Raw genomic sequence first — 21,453 nt, forward strand, 5'->3', positions numbered from 1 at the left:
AGCCCGCGGCGGGGACGCGGGGAGGCTCAGGGACCTCGCGCCGTCGGCAGCTCGACTCCGATGTTCGAGCGGAGGCTCTGGCTCACCGCTCCACGACGGCCGAGAGCGCCGCCGTGATCGCCCGGGCGACCTCGTCGACCGAGCCATTCCCGTCGATATGGATGACCCTGTCCCCCGGGACGAGCTCCTCCGCCCGGCGGTATGCCTCCGCGAGCCGCGCCTGCAGCTCGGTCTTCTCGAACAGCTCCTCCGCCCCCCCGCGGCCGCGGCGGCGCTTCTCGGCGATCTCGGGCGCCACGTCGATCACCACCGTGACATCGGGCCTCAGGGCGTGGCGGTTGAGCTCACGGATCCATTCGACGATCGCCCCGGAGCCGGCCCCGTCCTCGCCCGCCGTCGTGGACTGGTAGGCCAGGCTCGACAGGTCGTAGCGATCCGAGATCACGACGTATCCATCGCGGAGGAGCGGCTCGATCTCGGCGCCGAGGTGATCGAGGCGATCGGCCGAGAAGAGGAGCGCCATGATCTCCGCCTGGCGGGCGCCGGGAAGCGAGATCCGGTGGGTCAGGACCTGCCGGAGCAGCGCGCCCACCGGCCCGGCGCTCGGCTCTCGGGTGACGTGGACCATGCGCCGCGCCGCCCTGAGGTGCGCCGCGAAGCGCTCGGCCTGCGTGCTCGTGCCGGCGCCGTCGATGCCCTCGAACACCACGAAGACGCCACGGCCGGCCTCCCTCGCGGGGCGCGACGCGGGGCTCTCTTGCTCGCCTCTCGTCTTCGACATCTAGCTCGCCTCCTCGCTCGGCTCCGCGACGGGCGGCGCGTCCTCCCCGAGCACGACGTTGTCGATGAGCCGCGTCGTCCCGACGCGGACGGCGACCGCCAGCAGCGCCTGCTCGCCGATCGCCGCGGAGTCGCTCCAGATCGCCAGGGACTCCGGATCGGCGAGGTCCACGTAATCGATGCTCGTCGCGGCGGCCGCGAGGCGCGCGCGCGCGGGCTCGAGGAGCGCCGCGGCGCGCCGCTCGCCGCGGGCGAAGGCGCGGCAGGCGCCGGCGAGGGCGAGCGGGATGGCGCGCGCCGCGCTCCGCTGCTCGGGCGAGAGGTAGGCGTTCCGCGACGACATGGCGAGGCCGTCCGGCTCGCGCACCGTCGTGGCCCCGACGATCTCGACGGGGAGGAACAGGTCGGCGACGAGCCGCCGGATGACCTGGAGCTGCTGGTAGTCCTTCCGGCCGAAGACGGCGACGCACGGGCCAGCGAGCGAGAGCAGCTTCGTCACCACGGTGGCGACGCCCTCGAAGTGCGCGGGCCGATGGACGCCGCAGAGCGGGCCCGCGGTCGCGCCGACGCGCACGCGCGTCTCCTCGCCGGGCGGGTACATCGCCGCGACGTCCGGCGCGAACACGCCGTCGGCGCCGGCCTCCGCGCAGGCGGCGAGGTCTCGCTCGAGCGTCCGCGGGTAGCGCGCCAGGTCTTCGCCCGCGCCGAACTGGGTCGGGTTGACGAAGATGGTCACGGCCACGAAGTCCGTCCTCCTCCGCGCCTCCGCGATCAGGGCGAGGTGGCCTGCGTGGAGCGCGCCCATCGTCGGGACGAGGCCGACGCGGCTCCCTCCTGCACGAGCCCGGTCGCACGCCACCCTGAGGTCGCCAGGATGTCGCCAAAACTCCATCATTGAACCCTATCAGACGTACGGCAAAATCGGAGCTTCGATCATGGCTGACCCGCCGTCCACCCCAGATAGCGCCCTCGCTCCCGACTCCGAAGACGACGTGGATTCAGCGCGGGTCGCCGTGCCTGCACCGCGCCCGAGCGGCCCCTCCAGCGCGCGGTCCGGGGGGAGCTCCGCCCCGTCGAGCGGCCCGGTGTCGATATCGGCCGCGCCGGGGGCGATCCCGATCGAGGGGGACCCGACGCACTACCTGAACCGCGAGCTCTCGTGGCTCGAGTTCAACGCGCGGGTGCTGGCGGAGGCCAGGTCGCACGAGGTGCCGCTGTTCGAGCGCCTCAAGTTCCTGAGCATCTTCTTCTCCAACCTCGACGAGTTCTTCATGGTGCGCGTCGCCGGCCTCCAGGCGCAGACGCAGCGCACGATCGCGGAGGTCCCGCCGGACGGGCTCACGCCCCACGAGCAGCTCGTGGCGATCAGCGCGCGGGTCCACGCGCTCGTCGATGACGCCTACCAGCTGTGGCACTCGGATCTGATCCCGGCGCTCCAGCGCGCCGGCATCGTGATCGTCCGGCCCGATGAGCTCGACGCGACCGAGCTCAGCGCGCTCGACGAGCGGTTCCGCACGGACATCTTCCCGATCCTCACGCCGATCGCGATCGACCCGGGGCACCCGTTCCCGCACCTGCGCAACAAGATGATCAACCTCGGGATCATGTTCTCCCGGGAGCATGAAGCGCAGGAGCCCGGCTTCGCGGTCATCCAGGTGCCGCCGGGGCTGAGCCGGCTGATGCGGGTCCGCGTGGAGGGCGCGACGCGCGCGTTCGTCCTGCTCGAGGACGTGATCGCCCGCCACGTGAAGGATTTCTTCCCCTCGGGCAGGCTGCGCGGCACGTACCCCTTCCGCGTCACCCGGAACTGGGACCTCGAGATCGACGAGGAGGAAGGCGAGGACCTGCTCGAGACGATCCAGGCCGAGCTCCGCCGGCGCGATCGCGGCAACGCCGTGCGCCTGGAGATCGGCTTCGGCGAGGGCGCCGGCACCTCGGTCCAGCGGCTCTGCCGCGCGCTCAAGGTCGACGCGTCGCACGCCGTCTACCGGGTGCCTGGGCCGCTCCACATCGCCGACCTCATGGGCATCGTCGCGGACGACGAGCGCCGCGAGTACCGGGACGAGCCGTTCGCGCCGCAGGTCCCGCCGCTCTTCCGGGACGTCGAGGACATCTTCGCCGTCATCCGGGAGCAGGACGTGCTCCTGCACCACCCCTACGAGTCGTTCGATCCGGTCGCGGAGTTCGTCTCTCGCGCCGCCGACGACCCGAACGTGCTCGCGATCAAGCAGACGCTCTACCGGACCGGCGGCGACTCGCCGATCCTGAAGGCGCTCGCGCGCGCGGCCGAGAGCGGCAAGCAGGTGACGGCCATCGTCGAGCTGAAGGCGCGGTTCGACGAGGCGAGCAACATCCAGTGGGCGAGGACGCTCGAGCAGAGCGGCGTGCAGGTGATCTACGGCCTGCTCGGGCTGAAGACGCACGCGAAGGCGCTGCTCGTGGTGCGGCGCGAGAAGGACAAGCTGCGCCGCTACGTGCACCTGTCGACGGGCAACTACAACCCGCAGACCGCGCGGCTCTACACCGACATCGGCCTGTTCACGGCGAACCGGGAGATCGGCGAGGACATGACGTCGCTCTTCAACCTGCTGACCGGCTACAGCGCGCCGCCCAAGTGGAACCGCCTCCTCGTGGCGCCGCTCGGCCTCCACGAGGCGGTGCTGGGCCTCATCGCGCGCGAGGAGGCCCACGCGCGGGCCGGGCGCAAGGCGGAGATCGTGGCGCAGATGAACGCGCTCGTGGACGTCGACGTCATCGACGCGCTCTACTCGGCGTCGCAGGCCGGGGTCGACATCAAGCTCGCCGTGCGCGGCATCTGCTGCCTCCGGCCGGGGATCCCGGGCCTGTCGGAGCGGATCCAGGTGCGCGCGATCATCGATCGTTTCCTCGAGCACAAGCGCCTGTTCCGGTTCGCGAACGGCGGCAGCGAGGAGATCTACATGTCGAGCGCCGACTGGATGCCGCGCAACTTCCATCGCCGCGTCGAGCTGATGATCCCGATCATCGAGCCCGCCACCCGCGCGCGCGTGGAGGACATGCTGAACACCGTGATGTCCGACACGGCGAAGACCTGGGAGCTCGCGAGCGACGGCAGCTACCACAAGCTCCAGCAGCCCGCCGGCGCCCCCCAGCTGCGGTCGCAGCACCGCTTCATCGAGCTCGCGCGCGAGCGGGTGAAGCTCAGCGATCCGCTGGCGCGCGGCGGCGGGCGCTTCCACATCCTCCGCATGCCCGCGGGCGCGGACGACGGCGGGCCGCGCCACCGCAAGGGCGCCAAGAAGAAGAAGGGTCTGCCCTGAGCGACGACGCGCAGGAGCGGTAGAGGCCTCGCCGCGCGCGACGTCGCGCGCGGCGAGGATCGGGCGAGGGGAGCCCTTCAGAACTGCGTCTGCAACGCGGCGGAGCCGGGGCCGAGCGAGAGCGTGGTCTGGGCCGACGCCTTGGGCGTCGCGTCGCTGACCGGCACCTTCTTCCCGCCGATGACCCAGAGCGGGATGCCCACGGCGATCATGATGCCGCCCGCCACGGAGACGAGCGCGCCGGCCAGCTGGCGGCGCCCGTCGGAGCGCGTCTCGCAGATGCCCGTGAAGCCCCCGAAATCGCAGTAGATCTCGTATCGATTGCTCGCCGACGCGAGCAGGCCCGTCCCGGTGAAGAACGCGATCGTGCCGCCGGCGGTGAGCGCGATGCCGCCCAGCATGAGGCCCGGGCTCTTCCGGCGCAGGGGAACCGGGGGCGGAGCAGGCGGGATCTCCGCCGGAGTCACCGGGTAGCCCGGCGGGAGCGGAGCGTAGGCGCCGTACGGAGCGTAGCCGCCCGGGGGACCAGGCGGCGGATAGCCCGGCGAGGCCCCTGGCGGAGCCCGCGGGGCCTCCTGCGGCGGCGCCGGGTAGGGGACCGCCGGGTACGGCGGCGCGGAGGCAGCGGGCGGCGCGGAAGCAGCGGGCGGCGCGGAGGCGGCCGGCGGCGCGGAGGCAGCGGGCGGCGCGGAGGCAGCGGGCAGCGCGGAGGCGGCCGGCGGAGCGGGATGCGGGGCCGGCTGCGCGCCCGCCGTCGCCGCGGCGAGGAAGCTGGACAGCGCGACGCCGAGCGGTAGCGCGAGCGCCCGCGCGCGGGAGCGCGGCGAGCGGCCCGGCGTTCGAGCGGCGTCGGGCGAAGCATTCAAGCGAAGCATCTCGGGCGTCCTTTCATCACGGCGGTTGCGATCACTCGTGTGGAAGCTCGGCAGGCTTTTGCGCCGGCTCCGGCGGAGGCGCCGCCTCCGCTGTCGACGCCCCCGCTGCCGGTGTCGCCCCCGCTGCCGGCGTCGCCGCCGCTGTCGCCACGGGCGGGGCGGCGGGCGGCTTCGGTGCGCTGGTGCGCTTCTTCGGCGGGGCGGCTGCGGCTGCTCCGGTGGCTGATCCTGATGGAGAAGCGCTGGCAGCCGCCCCCTCTGGCGATGCGCCGGCTGCAGCACGCTGCGGGGTTGCAGCGCGCGCCGTCTCCGCCGCGGGCGGTTCGGCGGTGACGATCGTCGGCGGCGACGAGTCGACGGGAGGTGGAGCTGGCAGCTCGTCGGTCGCCGTCGGCGCGGCGAGGGACGGGGTGGACGGCTCCGCGGCGTGTGTCTTTGCCGGAGCGGCGCTCGCGGGCTCCGGCGCGGCGCGCTCTGGGGCGCGGGGGGACTGTGCGGCGAACACGATCACCGCGGCGAGCGCCACGAGGCCCAGGAACACAAGGAGCGTGCGATCTCGCTTTGGCTTCGTCTGTGCGCTTCCGCCGCGCGCTCGCGCGGGCTGCGCCTCGACGCCGCCTCTCCGATGGGATCGATCGCCGGCGTCGCGCGCCCGCGCGGGCTCCGCGCGCGCCCGCGCGGGCTCCGCGCTGCTCGGCGCGGCGGCGCCGCGTGCGCGCGCGCCGCGCGGGTCGTCGCCGCTTCGGCTCGCCGTCGGATCGACGCGCGCTACCGCGGGGCTTCGCGCTGTCGCGCTGTCGCCCTGCTCGCCGCGCGACGAGGGCCCCGCGCCCCCCGTGTCCACGCCGGACGCGGGCCTCGACGCAGCGCTGCTCTGCGGCGCCTTGCGCCGGCTTTCTTTACGCTGGGCGCGTGAAAGCTTCTTCGTCACGCAGCGACCGTACCGAACAGCAGGCGGGCCGCCAAGGGCCCGCGGCGTGTGTCGGCGTCCGACTCGTGCGGCGCGCGCAGGCACCCGCGCGTCCCGGGAGCCGCGCTCGCACGCCGAGCGCCCCGTCGAGCGAGATGCGCGCGGACGGCCCCCGCCGCGCGCCGCGACCCACGAGCCCTTCGCGCGGGGCCGGGACGCGCAGAACACGGCCTCTGCAGGCGCGGCGGGACCGACGCGCCCGACACGAACGATGCCGCGCCTCGGCCCGCGCAACGGACGCAACGGACGCGACGGACGCGACGGACGCGACGGACGCGACGGACGCGAACGACGCCAGCGACGTGAACGATGCGACCGACGCGGCGGACGCAACGACGCGACGCACGGGATCGACGCGAACGAACGGCACGCCGGCGTATCCAACACGAACGGGTATCGTCCCGCTTGACATGGGTCGCCTCCTGGGTATCCTGCGCGTCCCCATCCCTCAGGTGGAAATCCGCGTCACTATGCCGACCATCAGCCAGCTCATCCGCCAAGGCCGCGAGGCCGCTCGTTACAAGACGGCCTCTCCTGCGCTCAAGTCCTGCCCGCAGCGGCGAGGCGTGTGCGTACGTGTTTACACCACGACGCCGAAGAAGCCCAACTCGGCGCTCCGCAAGGTCTGCCGCGTCAGGCTGAGCAACCAGATGGAAGTGACGAGCTACATCCCGGGCGAAGGCCACAACCTGCAGGAGCACTCGGTCGTCCTCATCCGCGGCGGCCGTGTCAAGGACCTGCCGGGCGTGCGCTACCACGTCGTCCGCGGAACGCTCGACGCGTCCGGCGCTGCCGGGCCTAGCTCCACCAACAAAGCGACCCGCAACCGCAAGCGCTCGAAGTACGGCGTGAAGCGCCCGAAGGCCTGACGGCCTCAACGCGCGAAAGCCGAGCAGAGGAACGAAGATGCCCCGTCGTCGCGAAGTCCCGAAGCGGAAGATCATTCCGGACCCGAAGTACAAGGACAAGCTCGTCGCCAAGTTCACGAACTCCCTGATGCAGTCGGGCAAGAAGGCGACCGCCGAGGGGATCCTCTACGGCGCGTTCGACATCGTGCGCGACCGCTTCAAGGAGGAGCCGATCGACGTCTTCCGCAAGGCGCTCGACAACGTGAAGCCGAAGCTCGAGGTGAAGAGCCGGCGCGTCGGCGGCGCGACCTACCAGGTCCCCGTCGAGGTCCGCCCCGAGCGTCGCGTCGCGCTGGCGATGCGGTGGCTCGTGACCTACTCGCGCGGCCGCGGCGAGAAGACGATGCGCGAGCGGCTCGCCGCCGAGCTCGTCGACGCGGCGCAGAACCGTGGCAACGCGGTCAAGAAGCGCGACGACACGCACAAGATGGCGGAGGCCAACAAGGCGTTCGCCCACTACCGGTGGTAGGTCAGCGAGGCCAGCGCAGATCCCGGATCTGCGCTGGTTCGTCATTTCAGGTCCCATCCCCAGGCGAGGAGACGCGTAGAGCGAGATGGCACGGCTGACATAAGGATCGGGTTACAGAGCCGGTCCTCTCGAGGGAGCGCGACAGCGCTCGCCCTCGCGGGACCTAGAAAAGCTGCTGCTGTACCCCGACACCCTCTCCAGGTTCAAGTGCCCGCCACAACGGAGGCGGGCCGGGCTGGAGAGGGTGTTTTGCATCCTGAGTCCGAAACCCTCACCCCACGCATCACACGACGGAGAAGGAAAAGTGGCACGCGAGTACAGCCTGGAACGGACGCGCAACATCGGGATCATGGCCCACATCGATGCGGGCAAGACCACGGTCACCGAGCGCATCCTTTATTACTCGGGTGTCAACTACAAGATCGGCGAGGTCCACGAGGGCGCAGCCACGATGGACTGGATGGTCCAGGAGCAGGAGCGCGGCATCACCATCACGTCCGCCGCGACGAACTGCTTCTGGGCGCCGGAGCAGGGCCCCGACAAGGGCGTCTCTCACCGGATCAACATCATCGACACGCCCGGTCACGTCGACTTCACCATCGAGGTCGAGCGGAGCCTCCGCGTGCTCGACGGCGCGGTGGCGGTGTTCGACGGCGGCAACGGCGTCGAGCCGCAGAGCGAGACGGTGTGGCGGCAGGCGGACAAGTACGGCGTCCCGCGCATCGCGTTCATCAACAAGATGGACAAGGTCGGCGCCGACTTCGACATGTGCGTCGACTCCATCCGCGAGCGCCTCGGCGCGAACCCGGTGGCGATCCACTACCCGCTCGGCGCGGAGGACTCGTTCCGCGGCGTGATCGACCTCGTGACCCTCCGGGCCGCCGTGTTCGACGAGGAGACGAAGGGCCAGCGCTACGACTGGCAGGAGATCCCGGGCGACCTCTTGCCGCGGTGCAAGGAGCTCCGCGAGAAGCTCATCGAGGCGTGCGCCGACGCGAGCGACAAGGTGATGGAGAAGTTCATCGCCGGTGAGATCGACCAGATCACCGAGCAGGAGATCCACGCGGCCATCCGCGCGGGCACCCTCGGCTTCAAGATCGTCCCGGTCCTGTGCGGCTCGGCCTTCAAGAACAAGGGGGTCCAGCTCCTGCTCGACAGCGTCGTGAACTACCTGCCGTCGCCGGTCGACATCCCGGCCGTCGAGGGGACGCTGCCCGACAAGAAGGACAAGGTCGTCTCGCGCAAGGCGAGCGACGAAGAGCCGTTCGCGGCGCTGGCGTTCAAGGTCATGAACGACCAGTTCGGCAACCTCACCTTCTTCCGTGTCTACTCCGGCACGACGAAGAGCGGCGTCAGCGTGCTCAACTCGACGCGCGGCAAGCGGGAGCGCTTCGGGCGCATCCTCCGCATGCACGCGAACAAGCGCGAGGAGATCGACGTCTGCTACGCGGGCAACATCTACGCTGCCGTGGGGCTCCGCGACACCCGCACCGGGGACACTCTCTGCGAGGAGAAGAACCCGATCGTGCTGGAGCGGATGGAGTTCCCCGACCCCGTGATCTCGATCGCCATCGAGCCGAAGACCAAGGCCGATCTCGACAAGCTCGGGCTCAGCCTGCAGAAGCTCGCCTACGAGGACCCCTCGTTCCGTACCTTCACGAACGAGGACACGGGCCAGACGATCATCGCCGGGATGGGCGAGCTCCACCTCGAGATCATCGTCGACCGCCTGAAGCGCGAGTTCAAGGTCGACGCCAACGTCGGCAAGCCCGAGGTCGCCTACCGCGAGACCATCTCGAAGAAGGCGACCGACGTGGAGGGGCGCTTCGTCCGGCAGTCGGGCGGACACGGCCAGTTCGGTCACGTGAGGATCGACATCGAGCCGGCGGAGCGCGGCGCGGGCTTCGTGTTCGAGAACGACATCGTCGGCGGCATCATCCCGAAGGAGTTCATCCCTTCGATCGAGAAGGGCATCCGGGACGCGATGGGGCGCGGCGTGCTCGCCGGCTACCCCGTCGTCGACATCAAGGTGCGGCTCCACTTCGGCAGCTACCACGAGGTCGACTCCTCCGGGCCCGCGTTCGAGGTCGCCGCGTCGATGGCCTTCCAGGACGGCGCCAAGAGGGCCGGGCTCGTGCTCCTCGAGCCGATGATGGCCGTCGAGGTCGTGTCGCCCGAGAACTACCTCGGGGACGTCATCGGAGATCTCAACTCGCGGCGCGGCCGCATCCTCGATATGGGGCAACGCGCGAACACCCGGGTGATCCGCGCGGAGGTCCCGCTCGCCACCATGTTCGGTTACGCGACCGACGTCCGTTCCAAGACGCAAGGCCGCGCGACCCATTCGATGCAGTTTTCTCATTACGCACCGGTTCCAGCAGCGATCCAGGAAGAGATCGTCGCCAAGCAGCGAGGTTAAAGAGACGCCATGGCCAAGGAGAAATTCACTCGTACGAAGCCGCACGTGAACGTGGGCACCATCGGTCACATCGACCACGGCAAGACCACGCTCACGGCGGCGCTCGTCAAGGTGCAGTCGAAGCGCAACCTGGCGAAGGCGATCTCGTACGCCGACATCGCGAAGGGCGGGACGGTCCGTGACGAGACCAAGACGGTGACCATCGCGGCGGCGCACGTCGAGTACGAGTCGGCGAACCGCCACTACGCGCACGTCGACTGCCCCGGGCACGCCGACTACATCAAGAACATGATCACCGGCGCGGCGCAGATGGACGGGGCGATCCTCGTCGTGTCGTCGCTCGACAGCGTGATGCCGCAGACGCGCGAGCACGTGCTGCTCGCCCGGCAGGTCGGCCTGAACCACATCGTCGTGTTCCTCAACAAGTGCGACGCGGTGGACGACCCGGAGATGCTCGACCTGGTCGAGATGGAGGTCCGCGAGCTCCTGTCGAAGTACAAGTTCGACGGGGACAACGCGCCGGTGGTCCGTGGCGCGTCGCTGCCCGCGCTTCAGGGCGACCCGAAGTGGGAGGAGACGATCCAGCAGCTGCTCAGCGCGCTGGACAGCTACATCCCCGAGCCGGTGCGCGACATCGACAAGCCGTTCCTGATGGCGATCGAGGACGTGTTCTCGATCAAGGGCCGCGGCACGGTGGCCACGGGCCGCATCGAGCGCGGCGTGATCAAGGTCGGCGACGAGGTGCAGATCATCGGCTTCAAGGACACGAAGAAGTCGGTCGTGACGGGCGTCGAGATGTTCCGCAAGCTGCTCGATCAGGGGCAGGCGGGCGACAACGTCGGGTGTCTGCTCCGCGGCGTGGAGAAGGAAGAGATCGAGCGCGGCCAGGTGCTGGCGAAGCCCGGGTCGATCACGCCGCACACGAAGTTCACCGGTGAGGTGTACGTCCTCAAGAAGGAGGAGGGCGGGCGCCACACGCCGTTCTTCACCAACTACCGGCCGCAGTTCTACATCCGGACGACGGACGTGACCGGCACGGTGAACCTCCCCGAGGGGGTGAAGATGGTGATGCCGGGCGACAACATCACGATGACGATCGAGCTCATCGCCCCGGTCGCGCTGGAGGAGCAGATGCGCTTCGCCATCCGCGAGGGCGGCAAGACGGTGGGCGCCGGCGTCGTCACCAAGATCCTCGCGTAGGAAGAGCACCATGGCTGATACAACCAAGATCCGGATTCGCCTCAAGGCCTTCGACCACCAGCTGCTCGACAAGTCGACGAGCGACATCGTCGAGACGGCGAAGCGGACCGGGGCGCACGTCGCGGGGCCCATCCCGCTGCCCACCGAGATCCGCCGTTACACGGTCCTGCGGGGGCCCCACGTCGACAAGAAGTCGCGCGAGCAGTTCGAGATCCGGACGCACAAGCGGCTTCTCGACATCATCGAGCCGACTCAGCAAACCCTCGACGCGCTGATGAAGCTCGACCTTTCGGCCGGCGTCGACGTCGAGATCAAGAGCTAGGAGTCCAGGTACCATGAAGGTTACCGTTTACAACCTCAAGCGGGAGCAGGTCGGCGAACTCGACCTCTCGGACGAGGTCTTCGGGACCGAGGTGAAGGAGCACCTCTTCTACGAGGTCGTGAAGGCGCAGCTCGCGTCCCGCCGCTCGGGCACCAAGGCCACCAAGGAGCGGAGCGCGGTCGCCGGCTCCACGAAGAAGCTCTATCGCCAGAAGGGCACCGGCCGCGCTCGCCAGGGCTCGATCCGCGCGCCGCACCACGCGGGCGGCGGCATGGCGCACGCCCTAGAGCCGAAGGACTGGTCGTACCGTCCGCCGCGCAAGGTGCGGATCGGCGCCCTGAAGAGCGCGCTCTCGCTCTTCGCGAAGGAGGGCCGGCTCATCGTGCTCGACAGCCTCGAGGTCTCCGAGATCAAGACCAAGGCGATCGCTGCCACGCTGACGACGCTGCAGGCGGATCGGAAGTCGCTGGTCGTGGACACGGCCGGCAACGACAAGCTGGTGAAGAGCCTCCGCAACCTGGAGAACCACCAGTACCTGCCGCCGGAAGGGGTCAACGTCTACGACCTCCTCAGGCACGACCACCTCATCGTCTCGAGGGACGCCGCCAAGGCGCTCGAGGCGCGTTGCCTTCGCTAGTCAGGGGAGTCCGACATGCAGCCCGAGCAGATCATCCGCCGGCCAATCATCCTCACGGAGAAGTCGAGCCGGCTCCGCGACCAAGGCAACAAGGTCATCTTTGAGGTCCGCCGCGAGGCGAACAAGATCCAGATCAAGGACGCCATCCAGACGCTCTTCAAGGTGGGCGTCGTGGACGTCAACACGCTGATCATGCGCGGCAAGGACAAGCGCATGGGGCGCGGCTACGCGAAGCTGCGCAATTGGAAGAAGGCGATCGTCACCCTCAAGGAGGGTGACGAGATCCAGTTCTTCGACGAGAAGGCGGAATAGCGATGGGAATCAGATCCTTCAAGCCGACCTCGCCGGCGCGGCGTTACTACTCGGTCAGCGACTTCAAGGAGATCACGAAGGTCGAGCCCGAGCGGTCGCTGCTGGAGCAGCAGACGTCCACCGGCGGCCGGAACAACAACGGCCGGATCACGTCGCGGTTCCGCGGCGGTGGTCACAAGCAGCGCTACCGGATCATCGATTTCCGGCGCGACAAGATCGGCGTCCCGGCGAAGGTCGCCACGATCGAGTACGACCCGAACCGGACGGCGCGCATCGCGCTCCTGCACTACGTGGACGGCGAGAAGCGCTACATCCTGGCGCCCGACGGCCTCGCGGTGGGGGCGACGCTGCTCGCGAGCCGGAACGCGGACATCAAGCCTGGCAACAGCCTGACGCTCCGCTTCATCCCGCCCGGCACCTCGATCCACAACGTCGAGGTCAAGAAGGGCAAGGGCGGTCAGCTCGTGCGCTCGGCCGGCGTGGCCGCGCAGCTCATGGCGAAGGACGGCGACTATGCGCAGGTCCGCCTCCCGAGCGGTGAGATCCGCAAGGTGCACCTCGATTGCCGCGCCACGATCGGGCAGGTGTCGAACTCCGAGCACGCGAACATCAGCCTCGGTAAGGCGGGGCGCTCGCGCTGGCTCGGGCGCCGGCCGCACAACCGCGGTGTCACGATGAACCCCGTCGATCATCCGATGGGCGGTGGTGAGGGCCGGACGAGCGGCGGGCGCCATCCGTGCTCGCCGTGGGGTCAGCTCTCCAAGGGCCTCAAGACGCGGAACAACAAGCGCACCGACGGGATGATCGTCCGGCGGCGCGGGACCAAGGGTTAGTCATGCCGAGGAGCATCAAGAAAGGGCCCTTCATTGACGGTCACCTGCTGGAGAAGATCCAGGCGGCCCAGGCGACCAATGCCAAGAAGGTGATCAAGACGTGGTCGCGCCGCTCGACGATCCTGCCCGAGTCGGTCGGCCTGACCTTCGCCGTGCACAACGGGAGGAAGTTCGTTCCCGTGTTCGTGACGGAGAACATGGTCGGCCACAAGCTGGGTGAGTTCGCCCCGACGCGCACGTTCCACGGCCACTCCGGGGACAAGAAGGCCAAGGTCGCCAAGGGCGGCCCGGGCGGTCGCTGATCGCTCCGCGTCAACCGCGAGCGCATCCGACATGAAGCGGGCAGGGTCGCAGCAGCGCCCCTGCCCGTTCCTTTTTTGGCAGCTATACGGAGCGGAGCACCCGACGCGCGTCCGCGTCGCCGCGCGGGGCTCACCCGCACAGGAGACGGGTCCAGATCGGCGTTTTCGGCACGGAGGCGTACTCCTGTACGCCGAGTACCGAAAACGTCGAGATGGGCCCGTATCCGCAGCGGGTGAGCCCCGCGCGTTAGAATTGGCCGCGTAGACCGGCGAAGCTGGGGCCGACGAGCAGCTGCGTCGAGGCCGTGGCGCTCTGCGAGCCGCCAGCGCCGCCTCCGGTGAAGCTCAGGATGAGCAGGGTCGTGCCCGTGACGAGCCCGAGCGCGCCGACCACGACGCCGATGTTCGCGACCGTCTTCTGGGTCTTGCCGGCGTCGACGTCGTCCTGGCGATCGGCGGGGCAGGGGCCCCTGCAGGTCTCGGCGAGATCGCTGTACGTGCTGTTCGCCATCAGCCCGGCGACGGTGAACATCGCGAGCCCTGCCACACCCACGCCGCCAGCGGCGTAAGCGTAAGGCCGCAGATACGCACGCGGCGAGGGGGCTTCCGAGAAGGGTGGGCTCGGGCCCTCGTCGAGGAGCGCCGGAGAGCCGGAGCCGGCCTCGGTCGGGCCGCTCGGCTCGGCGTCGAGCGCGACGGTCTTCGCTTCGCCCGCCGAGAGATCGACGGTCTGCGGCGTCGAGGTGAGCTTGGTGCGCAGGACGATCTCGGTCTTGCCGGGCTTGACCGGGAACGGCTTGCCCCACCGCTCGCGCGGGACGTCCTTGCCGGCCACCGCGAGCGAGGTCGCCGCGTCCGGGTGCGCGACCGTGACCGTGACGAGGGCGATCTTGCGCGCGAGCTCGTCGCGCTCCAGCTGCGCCGTCTGCTCCGTCTGGGCATAACGCGGCTCGTCCTTCGCCCGGGACGCGGCCTCCGCCGCGACCTGATCGAACTCGAGGTACGCCTCGATGTGATCGCCCAGATCCGCGAGGCAGCGCGCGATGTAGAGGCGGGAGTTCGGGCTCGGCACGGTGGTGTACGAGGCCCGGAACTGCTCCAGCGCAAGCGCGTAGCGCTTGCTCTCGTAGAGGGCGGCGCCCTTCTTGAAGTGGTTCTGCGCCTTCTCCACCGCGTCCGGCGCGGGCGTCGCCGCGGCGCCGTCGGCGCCGGCCGCGGGCCCGGGGAGCGTGCACAAGCACAGGCAAGATGCCGCACCGAAGAGCAGCGCACGGAGCCAGGGTCGAGATCGCACGGTGTTCAGATACCCGATGGGTTGTACTTCTTCTTGGGGATGGGTTTGCCGGACGTTGCTGGCTTGGGCGCAGGCTTCGCCGGCGTGGACGTCGTCCGGGGGCGCGCGGTCGACGGTGGGCGCGACGCCTGCGGCGCGGCGATGGGCTGCGCCGTCGCTGCCGCGGGCGCCTTGGCCGTCTGGGAAGGCGCCGGCGCCGCCTCGGGAGGCGTCGGCGAGGGCGCCGGCGCCGCCTCGGGAGGCGTCGCCGCGGCCTCGGGAGCGGGCGGCGACGCCGGCTCCGCCGCCTGAGGCTCCGCCGGCGAAGCGGGCGCAGCCGGGACGGCCTCCGCCGCGGTCGCGGTGGTGTCGGCCGGCGCTGCCGCGGGCAACGCATCGACGCGCGCCTTGCCGATCTCCGGACGCGAGCGCTCGTCGCCGCCGCGCACGACGAGCGCGACGGCCCCGAGCGCCACGCAGAACATCGCCGCGCCAGCCACGATCAGCTGGAGCCGCTTGCGCCGCTCCCCGGTCTCGAACGATCGGTCGACGGCCGTGACCTCGCCGACGTCGTTGGCGAGGCTCCTCGAGCCGCGCCTCGCGAGGCGTTCGCTGAGCGCCGCGGCCCGGGACGCGGGCGGATCCGCCGCCGCGAGCACCTTCGTGGCGGGCACGCCGGCCGCCGGGAGGATCCGCTTGGCCGAAGAGCCGAGCGGCTTGCCCTCGCGGGCGGCGGGCCGCGGGCTCACCGGCTCGCCCGGCTCGCCGGGCGCGACGTCGGCCTGCAGGGCGGGCGCGATGATGAGCCGCGGCGGCACACCGGCAGGCTGCGCCGGCACGGCGATCTCTTCGAACGAGATCGGCTCCAGGCTGACCGGCGGCTCGTCGTCCTTCTCCGCGGCCGGTGATGCGGCCCCTCTGCTGGACGACGGGCCGGCGCCGGCCGGCGCCGCTGCCGCAAGGGGAGACCCCGCCGCGGCGGCGGGACCGCCCTCGCGCGAGCCCGCGCCGACGTCGGCCAGGGCAGCGTGGCCCTCCAGAGGGGCCCCGGGCCGGCGCTCCGAGTTCACGGCCGCGCCTGCGTCGACGGCCGCGATCGCGTCGCGGAGCTCCTGCGCGCGCTTCGACTGGATCTCGCCGATCGCCTGCCGCACGAAGGCCGCCACGTCCTCGTCGGTCGTGGGTTCGCCGAGCGTCGACGCGACCTGATCGATGGCCCGCTGCATCTCCGCGCACGTCGAGAAGCGGCTCTCGGGGTCCTTCTCGAGCGCCTTGAGGATGATCCTGTCGAGCTCGGGGTGGATCGCTCCGTTCAGCTCGCGCGGGGGGAGCGGGTTCTTGATGGTGATGTTCTCGATGGTCGCGAGCTCGGTCTCGGCGCGGAAGGGGTGCAGCCCCGTCGTGAGCACGTACAGCAGCGCGCCGAGCGAGAAGATGTCGCTCCGGCGATCGATGGGGAGCCCGCCGAGCTGCTCCGGCGAGAGGTACGGCGTCTTCCCCTTGACGATGCCGCCAGCGCGCGTGACGTGCAGGCGCCCCTTCGACTTCGCCACGCCGAAGTCGACGATCTTCACGAACCCGGCGGTCGAGATGAGCACGTTCGCCGGCGAGATGTCCCGGTGGACGAGGTCGAGCAGCACGCCGCTGTCGTCGCGGAGCTCGTGCGCGTTGTGGAGCCCCGCGCAGATCTGCGAGGCGATGCGGAGCACGATCCGCTGCGGGATGCCGCCGAGCCGCTTCGCGGCCTTCTGCAGCGTGCCGGCCGTCTCGCCGTCGACCCACTCCATCACGATGTAGAGGACGTCGTCCTCCTCGCCGAGGTCGAGGATCTCGACCACGTTGGGGTGCCGGATCCGCGCCGCGACCCGCGCCTCGTCGAGGAACATCGACTCGAAATCGGGGTCGTCGGAGACGTCGGGCAGCATCGTCTTGATGGCGACGATCTTCCTGAAGCCGCGGGTGCCCTGGAGGCGCGCGGCCCAGACGGCCGCCATGCCGCCCTTGGCGACCGGCATGAGGATCTCGTAGCGGCCGAGGGTGCTCCCCGGACCCAGCTGGTCGACGGCCGACGCCGCGCGACCCCAGAGCTTGTTCGGGCCCTGCATCCCGGTCGGCGTGGCGACCGTCCTGCTGGAGGTCGATGCCGGACCGTTGCCGCGCGCGCCCTCCTGCGTCGCAGGCGCCCCGCCCGGCGCCGCGGCCGCCGCCGGCGGGGGCGGCGGGGTCTTCGCTGCGACAGGGGTGGCAGGCGCGGTGGCCGACGCGGGCGCGACGGGGGGCAGCGGCTGAGACGGCTCGGCCGACGCGGCCGGCGCGGGCGCAGCCGGCGGGAGGGGCGCCGGCGGTGTCGCCGGCGCGCGGCTCGTGGCCGTCGCCAGCGGCGGCGCGGGCGTGGCGGCCGCGCGTGGCGCCGGCGCCACGGCGGGCACCACGGGCGTGCGGCGCGTCGCAGCGGCCGGCGGCGGTACAGGTACCCGAGGCGTCGGAGGGCTCGGCGCGAGCGCTGGCACGACGGCGGCAGGCGCTGCAGCGGCGACCTTGCCGTGCGTCTCGGGCTGCGCCGGCGACGCCGCGCGAGCCGGCGGCGGCGGGCGAGGCGGCCTCGGGGACGGCCCTCCCAGGGCCGGCGTCGGCGGCTTCGGCGCCGTCCCTTCGGCCGGCGTCGGCGTCGCCCGCGCAGCCCCGAGGGGGTCGCCCAGATCGCCCGGGCGCGGCGCGGCCGGCCGCGCGGGCGGCTGCCCCTTCGCCGTGGCCGCCCCCGTCGCTGCGGCGTGCTCGGTGCTCGCCCCGGTGGCGGCGCGGTCCTCCGTCCCCTGGCCCGACAGCTCGATCCGCGGAAGGGTCTGTGCGGGACGCCGCGGCCCGGGCAGGTCGCGGGCGGGGACGTCGTCCACCGAGCCCCACCCGGTGTCGACGCTGGCGTGCGCCGCATCGGTGCCCGCAGGTCCCGCGCCGTTCGACGCGCCTGCGCCGGCCGCTGGCCTGGCCCCGAGGCCGTTCTTCGGCGCGGCGGCGTCCTTCGTCGCCGTCGCGCCGCTCGTCGGGCGCACCTGGCTCGCGGCGATCGCGCCGCCCGCGGCCACCGGCGGCGCGCCGGGCGTCGCCGCGCGCGCGCGCGGTGACGGCGCGGTGATCGGCTGACGCGGGCTGTCGCCGCGAGGGGAGAGCGCGCCGTCGGCCGCGGGGATCGCCACGCCCACCAGCGTCATCCCCCGCGCGCGCGGCGGCGGCCGCGGCTCGTCCGCGCCAGCGGGGCTCGCCATGGCCGCCGCGATCATCGTCCTGCGCGGCTCGATCGTCTTGCCGGCCAGCCTGCTCACCGCCGCGGCCACGTCCTCATCCCCGGCGATCCGCCCTGCTCCCGCGGCCTCCAGCGCCGCGAGCATCGCCGAGGCGCTCGCGAAGCGGCGCGCGGGATCGCGCTCGAGCGCCGTCTGGACGACATCGACGACCTCGGCCGGGACGGCGCCCCCGGCGAGCCCCGCGAGCTGCGGGATCGGCGCCGACTGCACCTTCTGGATGACCGCGGCCTCCAGCTTCGACGAGAACAGCCGCTGCCGCGCGAGCAGCTCCCAGAGGACCACGCCGATCGAGAAGAGATCCGCGCGCGGATCGAGCGGGGCCTCCGCGTGCGCTGCCATCGCCTTGACCCGCTCGGGCGCGGCATAGGCCAGCCGATCGGGGTTCCTCGTCCCCATGGGCGCGAGCCCGGCGATGGCCCGCGCGACGCCGAGCCCGCCGACCCGGGTGACGCCGTCGATGCCGACGGAGACGTGGGTCGGGTTCAGCTCGCCGTGGACGAGCGGCGCCGGCTGCGCCGTGTGCGCGGACGCGAGCGCGCGCAGCACGTCGATCGCGATCCGGAGGGACACCGGCGGCGGCAGCCCCTCGGCGCCGGCCAAAGGCACCAGCGCGCCCAGCGGCTCGCCCTCCACGTACTCCGAGACGATGAAGACCTCGCCGTCCGCGATGCGGGCGTCGAGCACCGAGAGCACGTTGGGGAAGCGGACCTGCTGCGCCATCCCGGCTTCGCGGAGGATGCTGTCGGCGGTCTCGGTCTTCTTCGTGAGGTGCCGGTAGATGCGCAGGATCGTGACGGGCGGCGCGCGCTTCGCCTCGCCCTCGTCGGAGGACGCCCGCGCCAGCCACGTGGAGCCGATGCCACCGCCGGAGAGCTCTCTCAGCAGCTCATAGTTGCCGAGTCGCGAAGCAGAGCCCGCACCGGGCGGCCTGTCGAGCGCCATGGGATTCGCATGCTATCAGGACGTCAGAAGCTGGATCCAGCGTTCACGGCCGACGACTCGGCGAGTTTGGGCGTGTCCGGAGCGCCCTGTCAGGTGGATCTCGCATGGGATCCAAGCGGGCGCTGGACGGTCGGGCCAGCGCCCGCGCGTGCGGCGAAATGCCACGTGCTCGCGAGATCTCGCCGGCATGTGGGCGCTGCGCGCGAGGCAGGGCACACGCCCGCGACGAGCCGCAGGGCCGCGCGGCGAGGGCGCTCCGCGAAGGCGCGCCACCGCTGCGCGATCATGTCCGGAGCGAGGGGCGCGGGCCCCTCTGTTCACACACAGGTGCCCGGGTGTGGGGAGCTCGGTGTGGGCCGTCCAGGTCGGCGAGCTCAGGGGCGCGACACGCTGGACACGCGGAGCGCACCGGGGTGAACGGTCAGCGTCACGAACCTCGTTCGGCGCTCGTGGCTCGAGAAGGCGCTCGCGGCGACGGGGATCCCGTGCCGGAGCGCCACGGCGACGTGGGGGCCCGGATCGACCCGGATTGCCCGCGACGGCTGCGTCACCACGCCGTCGAGCAGCAGGGTCACGCCGTCGGTCGCGCCGGCGAGGTTCAGCACGATCCTCGGCATCCGTCCCTCGAGGTCCTCGAGGCGCGCGTCGATCTCGGCGAGCACCCCCTGCGACGCCTTCCGCGCGTTCGCGTCCGCATCCGCGATCGCGCGCGCGTTGTGGTACGTCCGCTCGGCCGTGCGCAGCCGGCCGAGCCGCTCGTGACAGAGGCCGATGTGGTACGTCACGTTCGCCGTCGGCCGCCGGCGGGCGATCGCCTCGAACCTGTCCAGCGCGTCGGCCCAGCGCCCCGCGATCTCGAGCGTCAGCCCCTGCGCGAACTGGAGCCTCAGCGCGCGCGTCGTGCTGTCGTCTTGCGCGTGCAGCCAGGAGGGCGAGAGCAGCGCCAAGCAAACGAGCCCGAGCGCGGCGGCGCGCCGCCAGCGGCGTCGGCGAGGAGCGGTGATCGGTGCGGCGCTGGTCATCAGAACCCGGGGCTCGTGATGCGGGGTCGAGATGGCCCGCGCGGCGCTTGCCAGCGCGGGGGCTTGTCCCCGTAGGCCGACGAGACGTCGCCGCTGCCCGGGTCCCTCGAGGAGCGCCCGGGCGAGCCCGGCGCGCCACCGCGGCTCGCCGCGTTCCGTGGCGGTGCGTCGCTGCTCGTCGCCTCGGGCGCGCTGGCGCCGCGCCGCCAGGCGGCGCCGCTGTCGGCGAAGGCCGTGGCCAGCACGGGGCGGAGGCTCTCGCGCGCCGCGCTCTCGGGCCCCGCGTCCGCCTGCTCCCGCAGCGCGGCCGAGCTGAGCGCCGCCGCGAGCGCCGCGGCGCCCGCGAGCCGGATCGCCAGGATCGTCCTCGCGCGGCGCGCCGCGCCCTGCGTGGCGGCACCCTGCGTGGCGGCGCCCTGCGTGGCGGCGCCCTGCGTGGCGGCGCCCTGCGTGCGCCCGATCGTCGTCGCCTCCCGCCATCGAGGCGCCCGTGGCGCCCGGGTCCAGAGCCGCTCGAGGGCGCGAGCGGCGAGCCTCGGGGGCGCGGCGAGCGCGCCGCGGGCTCGCGTCACCTCCCCGGGCCGCGAGCCTGCGGCCGGCGGCGAGAGGATCACGATCGGCGCCGGCGCGCTCGCGCCGAGATCGTCGAGCGCGGCCTGGAGATCCGCGCGCAGCGAGGCCGCGTCCGGGTAGCGCCGCGCCGGGTCCTTCTCGAGACACCGGCCGGCGATCTTCCGGAGGCGCGGCGGGATCGAGCTCGGCAGCGGCGCGGGCTCGGTCTCGAGGATGCGCCGGAGGACCGCGTGGTGGTTGCCTCCCGTGAACGGCTGCGCGCCGCTGAGCGCCTCGTAGAGCATGACGCCGACCGCCCAGAGATCGGCGCGCGCGTCGATGGTGCGCTTGCCGAGCGCCTGCTCCGGGCTCATGTACGAGGGCGTTCCGAGCAGCTGCCCGTCGATGGTGATGGCGTCGCCCGCGCCCGTGAGCTGGCTGATGCCGAAGTCGACGATCTTCGGCACGATCCCCTCGCCGGGGACCGTCGCCATCATGATGTTCTCCGGCTTGATGTCGCGGTGTACGACGCCCTCGGCGTGGGCGGCCGAGAGCCCGCAGCACACCTCGATGAGGACGGGCACCACCTCCTCGGGCGGCAGCGGCCGGTTCGGCTGGAGGCGGTCAGCGAACGGCGAGCCCCGCAGGAGCTCCAGGGCCAGGAACAGGTAACCCTCGTCCTGGAGCTCGCCGGCGTCGACGACGCCGACGATGTTCCGGTGCTGGAACTTGCCGATGATCTTCGCCTCCCGGATGAAGCGCCCGACGACCTGCTCGTCCCGGAGCGCCGGGGACAGCTTGAGCGCCACGTCCCGGCCGATGAGCTCATGGCGCGCCCACCACACGCTCGACATCCCACCCGCGCCGATCTGCCGGATCAGCCGGAAGCGACCTCCTGCAACGTCCCCGGCATGAAGCATGTGCCCCCTTCGCCCATCGCGCGTGAGAAGCCTTCACGCCGATCGAGCAACGACAGCGGAAAGCACGAGCAAGGCCACCGGGCCGGCCGCCCGCCGTCGGCGTCGAACCGACCTCG

The 21,453-nt window shown here is 71.8% G+C and carries 17 protein-coding genes; 10 read left to right on the forward strand and 7 right to left on the reverse strand.

Annotated elements, in window-relative coordinates; all coding sequences use genetic code 11:
- Window positions 1-82: 82 nt before the first annotated feature.
- Together tmk and panC are read right to left on the reverse strand one after the other, a co-directional pair.
- Window positions 83-781, reverse strand: a complete 699-nt coding sequence (tmk, locus tag WMF34_RS04460) for a dTMP kinase (protein ID WP_044963957.1) — start codon at window positions 779-781, stop codon at window positions 83-85.
- Window positions 782-1,672 carry a pantoate--beta-alanine ligase gene (panC, locus tag WMF34_RS04465; RefSeq protein ID WP_437994608.1) on the reverse strand — a complete coding sequence of 297 codons (891 nt, stop codon included), beginning with the start codon at window positions 1,670-1,672 and terminating at the stop codon, window positions 782-784. It lies immediately after the preceding gene.
- Between the two features lie 193 nt (window positions 1,673-1,865).
- On the opposite strand from panC, the gene ppk1 reads away from it, so the two are divergent.
- The gene (ppk1, locus tag WMF34_RS04470) at window positions 1,866-4,079 is read left to right on the forward strand and encodes a polyphosphate kinase 1 (protein WP_437992509.1); all 2,214 of its coding nucleotides are present in this window, start codon (window positions 1,866-1,868) and stop codon (window positions 4,077-4,079) included.
- A 77-nt stretch (window positions 4,080-4,156) separates the two neighbouring features.
- On the opposite strand, the gene WMF34_RS04475 is transcribed toward ppk1, so the two are convergent.
- The gene (locus WMF34_RS04475; protein WP_437992510.1) at window positions 4,157-4,954 is read right to left on the reverse strand and encodes a hypothetical protein; all 798 of its coding nucleotides are present in this window, start codon (window positions 4,952-4,954) and stop codon (window positions 4,157-4,159) included.
- Window positions 4,955-6,394: 1,440 nt separating this feature from the next.
- On the opposite strand from WMF34_RS04475, the gene rpsL reads away from it, so the two are divergent.
- The 9 genes from rpsL to rpsS all read left to right on the forward strand — a co-directional run bounded on the left by rpsL (window position 6,395) and on the right by rpsS (window position 13,326).
- Window positions 6,395-6,793: a 30S ribosomal protein S12 gene (gene rpsL, locus WMF34_RS04480; RefSeq protein ID WP_012233473.1), complete on the forward strand. Its 399-nt coding sequence runs from the start codon at window positions 6,395-6,397 to the stop codon at window positions 6,791-6,793.
- Between the two features lie 37 nt (window positions 6,794-6,830).
- The gene (gene rpsG / locus WMF34_RS04485; RefSeq protein ID WP_012233474.1) at window positions 6,831-7,301 is read left to right on the forward strand and encodes a 30S ribosomal protein S7; all 471 of its coding nucleotides are present in this window, start codon (window positions 6,831-6,833) and stop codon (window positions 7,299-7,301) included.
- A gap of 304 nt (window positions 7,302-7,605) precedes the next feature.
- Entirely contained in the window at window positions 7,606-9,720 is a 2,115-nt protein-coding gene (gene fusA, locus WMF34_RS04490) for an elongation factor G (protein WP_012233475.1), read from the forward strand.
- A 9-nt stretch (window positions 9,721-9,729) separates the two neighbouring features.
- Complete coding sequence (tuf, locus tag WMF34_RS04495) at window positions 9,730-10,920, forward strand: elongation factor Tu (RefSeq protein ID WP_012233037.1); 1,191 nt, start codon at window positions 9,730-9,732, stop codon at window positions 10,918-10,920.
- Between the two features lie 10 nt (window positions 10,921-10,930).
- A complete protein-coding gene (gene rpsJ / locus WMF34_RS04500; RefSeq protein ID WP_012233476.1) occupies window positions 10,931-11,242 on the forward strand; it encodes a 30S ribosomal protein S10 in 312 nt (103 codons plus the stop codon).
- Window positions 11,243-11,255: 13 nt separating this feature from the next.
- Window positions 11,256-11,879 carry a 50S ribosomal protein L4 gene (rplD, locus tag WMF34_RS04505; RefSeq protein WP_012233477.1) on the forward strand — a complete coding sequence of 208 codons (624 nt, stop codon included), beginning with the start codon at window positions 11,256-11,258 and terminating at the stop codon, window positions 11,877-11,879.
- 15 nt (window positions 11,880-11,894) lie between these two features.
- Window positions 11,895-12,191: a 50S ribosomal protein L23 gene (locus tag WMF34_RS04510; RefSeq protein WP_012233478.1), complete on the forward strand. Its 297-nt coding sequence runs from the start codon at window positions 11,895-11,897 to the stop codon at window positions 12,189-12,191.
- A 2-nt stretch (window positions 12,192-12,193) separates the two neighbouring features.
- Complete coding sequence (gene rplB, locus WMF34_RS04515; protein ID WP_012233479.1) at window positions 12,194-13,024, forward strand: 50S ribosomal protein L2; 831 nt, start codon at window positions 12,194-12,196, stop codon at window positions 13,022-13,024.
- Between the two features lie 2 nt (window positions 13,025-13,026).
- Complete coding sequence (gene rpsS / locus WMF34_RS04520) at window positions 13,027-13,326, forward strand: 30S ribosomal protein S19 (protein ID WP_012233480.1); 300 nt, start codon at window positions 13,027-13,029, stop codon at window positions 13,324-13,326.
- 247 nt (window positions 13,327-13,573) lie between these two features.
- Here the strand turns inward: rpsS and WMF34_RS04525 are convergent, their stop codons facing one another.
- The 4 genes from WMF34_RS04525 to WMF34_RS04540 form a co-directional block, all read right to left on the reverse strand.
- A complete protein-coding gene (locus WMF34_RS04525) occupies window positions 13,574-14,620 on the reverse strand; it encodes a tetratricopeptide repeat protein (RefSeq protein ID WP_437992511.1) in 1,047 nt (348 codons plus the stop codon).
- Window positions 14,621-14,625: 5 nt separating this feature from the next.
- Complete coding sequence (locus WMF34_RS04530; RefSeq protein WP_437992512.1) at window positions 14,626-18,843, reverse strand: protein kinase domain-containing protein; 4,218 nt, start codon at window positions 18,841-18,843, stop codon at window positions 14,626-14,628.
- A gap of 374 nt (window positions 18,844-19,217) precedes the next feature.
- Window positions 19,218-19,865, reverse strand: coding sequence for a tetratricopeptide repeat protein (locus tag WMF34_RS04535; RefSeq protein WP_437992513.1), 648 nt, complete (start codon window positions 19,863-19,865; stop codon window positions 19,218-19,220).
- The gene (locus tag WMF34_RS04540) at window positions 19,865-21,337 is read right to left on the reverse strand and encodes a protein kinase domain-containing protein (protein WP_437992514.1); all 1,473 of its coding nucleotides are present in this window, start codon (window positions 21,335-21,337) and stop codon (window positions 19,865-19,867) included. Before WMF34_RS04540 ends, WMF34_RS04535 begins: the two co-directional genes overlap by 1 nt.
- Window positions 21,338-21,453: the final 116 nt, after the last annotated feature.

Origin of the sequence: Sorangium sp. So ce145, assembly GCF_051525985.1 — a bacterium.
Classification (GTDB): Bacteria; Myxococcota_A; Polyangia; order Polyangiales; family Polyangiaceae; genus Sorangium; species Sorangium cellulosum_B.